The following is a 4,549-nucleotide window of genomic DNA, read 5'->3' as shown; positions in this document are numbered from 1 at the left end:
GCATTGAACATAAAGAAAGAGAGGACGAAGTTCGTCCTCTCTAGGTGTTAGCTTTTCATCTACCTACTACAGTTGACAAAGAGCCGGAAATCCGCATCCTCTTTTGTTTAACAAAAATCTCTAATCGCCTTCTAAAATCCATGCTATTTTACCTATTAACTATACAATAAAGCTCATGCTAGTATCGTACACTTCCTTTAATATCTCATTAATCTTTCTTAATTTTTTAATTAGGTTAGTGTAAAAAATACTTGGATAAGCCCATATTATCCCAGCAAAGCAAAAATAACATCAAACAAATAAAATTAAATAAAGTTAAACTACTAAAATTGTGCTTCTACACGGTAAATGACTTGACCTTTCTGAGAAAATTTTTCCTCGTACTCTGTCATGACATTTCCCTCAAAATCACTAGCATGTAAATCCAACCAAACTTTCTTCAAAATCATACCATATTGTGAAAAGCTAGCTAAACTGTACTCAAATAATCCTCGATTATCCGTTTTAAAATGAACTTCACCATATTCAGGTAAAATGCGTCGATACGTATCTAAAAATGTTTTGTAAGTCAAACGGCGTTTTTCATGGCGTTTTTTAGGCCATGGATCCGAAAAGTTCAAATACATTAAATCCACTTCGCCGTCCGCAAAATAATTGGTCAAATCCGACCCATCAACCAATAGCAACTTAACATTTGGCGCTTGGCTGTCTAGCACCTTATCCAAGGCATGACTCAAAACTGACACCTGAATATCAATACCGATGTAATTGATGGACGGGTTTTGCAAGGCCATTCCTGTGATAAAGGCACCTTTTCCAGACCCCACTTCGATGTGAATGGGGTTATCATTGCCAAAAACCTCATGCCAATGCCCCTTGGCTGCTTCTGGATTGGTAATCACATGATGAGGGTGATTGGCTAAATGATCTTCAGCACCCTTACGTTTTCTAACTCTCATAATTTATTTTTACTAACCCACTCTCTAAATTTTCGTAAGCCGTAGATTTCTTGGTTGACGTGTTCCATATCGCGTTTGTCAAAACAATTTAAAATCTGTGCGAGATATGAAAACTGCCCATACCAAACAATCTTTTCGTAGATGTCATCCATCTGCTTGTAACCATAATATTGTAGCCATTCTTCCCAGCGTGACTGAGGAATATAATGGCTTAGTAAAAAGGCAACATCATACATTCTGTCTGTCAAGCGAACAGAGTCCCAATCCACAAGGTAAATCATGCCACTGGTCGTAATGACCCAGTTGCTATGCTTAATATCACCATGCACGATGGTCGCAGCTTGCGAGTCAAATTCTGGTAAGCTACGTTTTAATTCTTTTACAATGCCTTGTAAGTAGGTATTTTCTCGGATTTGTCGGGGTGCGTTGCGTTCCCAATCCACCAACAAGTCATACGGATTTTCAATTTTATAGTTTAATTGCAATAACTGATTGACCAAGGGACGTGATTTGTGCAAACGCCATAGGATATGGATAATTTGCTTACTGCCCATGTCTTCTTTGGCCAAAATTCTACCATTGAGCCATTCTTGGGCACTCATGGTATCTCCGTTGCCAGTCCGACGTACCCACAACAATTGGGGAGCGATCTGTTCTTTAGCAAGCGCTGGTAAAATCGGTGTGGTGTTAAACTTGATGAAAATCTTTTCACCGTTTGCATATTGACCGATAAAAGCCTTACCACTCTTGCCACGCAGCGGAATCATGGTTAATTCCTGATCTGACATTGTCACTCTTTCTACCCTCCATTCTGTTTTGTTTTACATTCTATTTTACTTTTTTTAACACGCCTAGTCAATCATCTTTCCGATTTTGTAAGAAATGTAACCTTCTGTCACAATCACAGTCACCACCAAAAAGACCAGTGCAGCCTGCCAATTGAGGGTTAATACCAACTGTGGCACCGCAATCACATAAGACAGACTTCGTAAAAAGGTTTTTAAATTGCTGCTTTTATCTGCTTTTGTCAAAGGGTACAATTGTGTCAAGTATTGGTAATCAAAATGTTGGGCCAAGCCCAGCAATTGAAAGAGCAACAAATAATTAAATAGCAAGGCTAAAGCCACGGCCACCATACGATTTGGCATGAAAACCAAGGCCAAAAAGCTCAAAACCGTCAGACGCAAGGTCAAGGCTAAATAATCCGAACTACGCAAAAAAGCACAGGTGTATAAATTGAGCCAAGTTTGAGCGTGTTTTTTAGGAACCACTCGCAACACACCGTCCAAATACGAACGGCGTTTGACACTAGCAGTGATGCCCTTAACCGTTGTAAACAAGGCAAAGAAACGCAAAATGCGCTGGCGACGTCTTTCCTCATAAGCAATGGTTTGTTCCCATGAAAAGCGCCCTTGAGCGTAAAAAGCACTGCTCTTTCTTTTCATCACCCACCATTTGCAAAAGGCAAGCACAACCAGCATGCCTGCAAACATGAGCCAAGAAAAACCGATTTTGAAAAAGACAGGTTCCAAAAAGAGCAAGACCGCTGTTTGCACGCTCACCCAAAGCCAAAAAGCCCTGCGGCGTGCCTGAGTCAACCAAGCCACAATCTCAGTTTCTTTAGGCAAATAAAACAATTTATCTGGCGCCTCTAGGTAGGTCGCAATACTGCCAAAACTCAATAATGCTCCAATGACAAGAATTAAAATCAAGCCAATCCAGACGTGTTGCTCAGGAAAATGACGCAACAACTGACTGTATTGCACCATCAAAAAGCCAAACAGGATAAACAAAACCAAGACAAAATGGTCGTTAAAAACATAGCGTAGGTATTTGAAGCAGGTATTGACAAAATCATGACGCCGTTTTTGAAATACTTCTTTCATGATTACCCCTCTTTAGTTAAAGCCATGTAAATATCCGTCAAACTAGCGTTTTCCTTGCCAAATTGCTGGCGCAAATCTGCCAATGTTCCTGTTGCACGCACCTGACCTTGATGTAAAATGACAAAACGGTCACACATTTTTTCAGCCGCATCTAGCACGTGAGTTGACATCAAGATAGCATTGCCCTTTGCTTTTTCTTGGTCCAATAATTCCGTTAAATGTGAAATCGCTAGGGGGTCCAAGCCCAAGAAAGGCTCATCCACGATAAATAAGCTTGGGTCAATCATGAACGCACAAACAATCATCACCTTTTGCTTCATCCCTTTTGAAAAATGAATAGGAAACCAGTCCAATTTGTCTGACAAGCGAAAAAGCTCAAGCAAGTCCATCGCACGCGCCATGGCCTTATCATAATCCAAATCATAAGCCATAGCCACCGTTTCCAAATGCTCACGCAGGGTCAATTCTTCATACAAGCTTGGCGTTTCAGGAATAAAACCAATTTTTTGGCGATATGCCGAAGCGTCTTTTTCCAAGGTCAAACCATCCAGCGAAATTTCCCCTTGATAAGGCGTCAATAAACCAATAATTTCATTGATAGTGGTGGATTTTCCCGCACCATTTAGCCCGATGAGCCCAACCAACTCACCCTTTACAACCTCAAAAGACACATTTTTTAAAACAGGGATATTAACATATCCCCCAGTTATATTTTCCAATTTTAACATAAGATACCTACATTTTTTTGATATAATAATTATAACAAAATCAAAGGATTATAGGTGATTCAAATGGAAAATTGTATCTTTTGTAACATTGCCGCTGGTGACATCCCATCATCAAAAGTCTATGAGGACGAGGATGTCCTTGCCTTTTTAGACATCTCACAAACCACTAAAGGGCATACCTTGTTGATTCCAAAAGAACACGTTCGCAATGTCCTTGCTATGTCTGAAAAAACATCAAAGACACTCTTTGCTCGTTTGCCTAAGGTGGCTCGCGCCGTGCAAAAATCCACAGGTGCTGTCGGCATGAACATTCTCAACAACAACGAAGAAGTCGCTGGACAAACGGTCTTTCATGCTCACGTTCACCTCATCCCTCGCTACGATGCGAGTGACGAAGTAACCTTTACCTTTACAGAGCACGAACCTGATTTTGAAGCCCTTGGCAAATTGGCACAAGCTATTGCACAGGAGGTTAACCAATGAAAAAAAGACACCTTGTCACACTAGGTCTTATTGGAGCTGCAGCAGGATACTTTGCTCATAAACTCTACCAAAACCGTGATACCTTTAAAGCCGAAATAGCTCACGCTGACGAAGTCAGCCGACGCATCGCTGATGATTTGATTATCATTCAAAAAACCATCAACGACATCAACCAACAAGTCCCACAATTAAAAGAATTGGGCCAAGATTTTGACTACAAATACCGTTTATTTGAGCAAGACTCTAAAAAACGTTTGGACGTGATTCAAAAAACCATGGCCAAATACCAAAACCAGCCTGCATCTAACTAAACAAAAACATACTAAGATTAGTAGTGAGAAAATCTCCGACGGGAGAAAGTACTCTCTACTTTTTCTTTTATGTTAAAGTAGTGGTGTCTTGTTAAGTCGAGTTCTCTTGTGACGCTAGACGTCGTATCAAAAACTGGCAAGACACCTGTTTTAGGAAGAATGTTATCAAAGTATGTAGGACA

6 protein-coding genes are annotated in these 4,549 nt (G+C 40.4%); 2 read left to right on the top strand and 4 right to left on the bottom strand.

Going from position 1 to position 4,549, the window contains the following annotated elements; all coding sequences use genetic code 11:
* Positions 1 to 323 precede the first annotated feature (323 nt).
* From trmB to ACFORE_RS08600, 4 genes are read right to left on the bottom strand one after another with little or no spacing between them, the layout of a single operon-like run.
* Positions 324 to 959 (bottom strand): tRNA (guanosine(46)-N7)-methyltransferase TrmB, encoded by a 636-nt coding sequence (gene trmB, locus ACFORE_RS08615; protein WP_154455505.1) that lies wholly within the window; start codon positions 957 to 959, stop codon positions 324 to 326.
* Positions 956 to 1,753, bottom strand: coding sequence for a cell cycle regulator CcrZ (gene ccrZ, locus ACFORE_RS08610; RefSeq protein WP_167829333.1), 798 nt, complete (start codon positions 1,751 to 1,753; stop codon positions 956 to 958). Before ccrZ ends, trmB begins: the two co-directional genes overlap by 4 nt.
* A gap of 57 nt (positions 1,754 to 1,810) precedes the next feature.
* Positions 1,811 to 2,845 (bottom strand): ABC transporter permease, encoded by a 1,035-nt coding sequence (locus ACFORE_RS08605; protein WP_154455506.1) that lies wholly within the window; start codon positions 2,843 to 2,845, stop codon positions 1,811 to 1,813.
* A gap of 2 nt (positions 2,846 to 2,847) precedes the next feature.
* Positions 2,848 to 3,573, bottom strand: a complete 726-nt coding sequence (locus tag ACFORE_RS08600; RefSeq protein ID WP_380435099.1) for an ABC transporter ATP-binding protein — start codon at positions 3,571 to 3,573, stop codon at positions 2,848 to 2,850.
* A 63-nt stretch (positions 3,574 to 3,636) separates the two neighbouring features.
* Here ACFORE_RS08600 and ACFORE_RS08595 point away from each other — a divergent pair, with 63 nt between their 5' ends.
* Together ACFORE_RS08595 and ACFORE_RS08590 are read left to right on the top strand one after the other, a co-directional pair.
* Positions 3,637 to 4,056, top strand: a complete 420-nt coding sequence (locus ACFORE_RS08595; protein WP_269725705.1) for an HIT family protein — start codon at positions 3,637 to 3,639, stop codon at positions 4,054 to 4,056.
* Complete coding sequence (locus ACFORE_RS08590; protein WP_154455509.1) at positions 4,053 to 4,367, top strand: hypothetical protein; 315 nt, start codon at positions 4,053 to 4,055, stop codon at positions 4,365 to 4,367. The genes ACFORE_RS08595 and ACFORE_RS08590 overlap by 4 nt, the downstream gene beginning before the upstream one ends.
* The last annotated feature ends 182 nt before the right edge of the window (positions 4,368 to 4,549 follow it).

The organism is Streptococcus alactolyticus (assembly GCF_042649785.1).
GTDB lineage: Bacteria > Bacillota > Bacilli > Lactobacillales > Streptococcaceae > Streptococcus > Streptococcus alactolyticus.
Note: the sequence above shows the minus strand (reverse complement) of the source record. Positions and strands in the feature narration are given on the sequence as shown.

Excerpts from the sequence above, each read along its gene's own strand:
- trmB (WP_154455505.1), bottom strand. The coding sequence starts at position 959 with ATGAGAGTTAGAAAACGTAAGGGTGCTGAAGATCATTTAGCCAATCAC.
- ACFORE_RS08605 (WP_154455506.1), bottom strand. The coding sequence starts at position 2,845 with ATGAAAGAAGTATTTCAAAAACGGCGTCATGATTTTGTCAATACCTGC.
- ACFORE_RS08600 (WP_380435099.1), bottom strand. The coding sequence starts at position 3,573 with ATGTTAAAATTGGAAAATATAACTGGGGGATATGTTAATATCCCTGTT.
- ACFORE_RS08595 (WP_269725705.1), top strand. The coding sequence starts at position 3,637 with ATGGAAAATTGTATCTTTTGTAACATTGCCGCTGGTGACATCCCATCA.
- ACFORE_RS08590 (WP_154455509.1), top strand. The coding sequence starts at position 4,053 with ATGAAAAAAAGACACCTTGTCACACTAGGTCTTATTGGAGCTGCAGCA.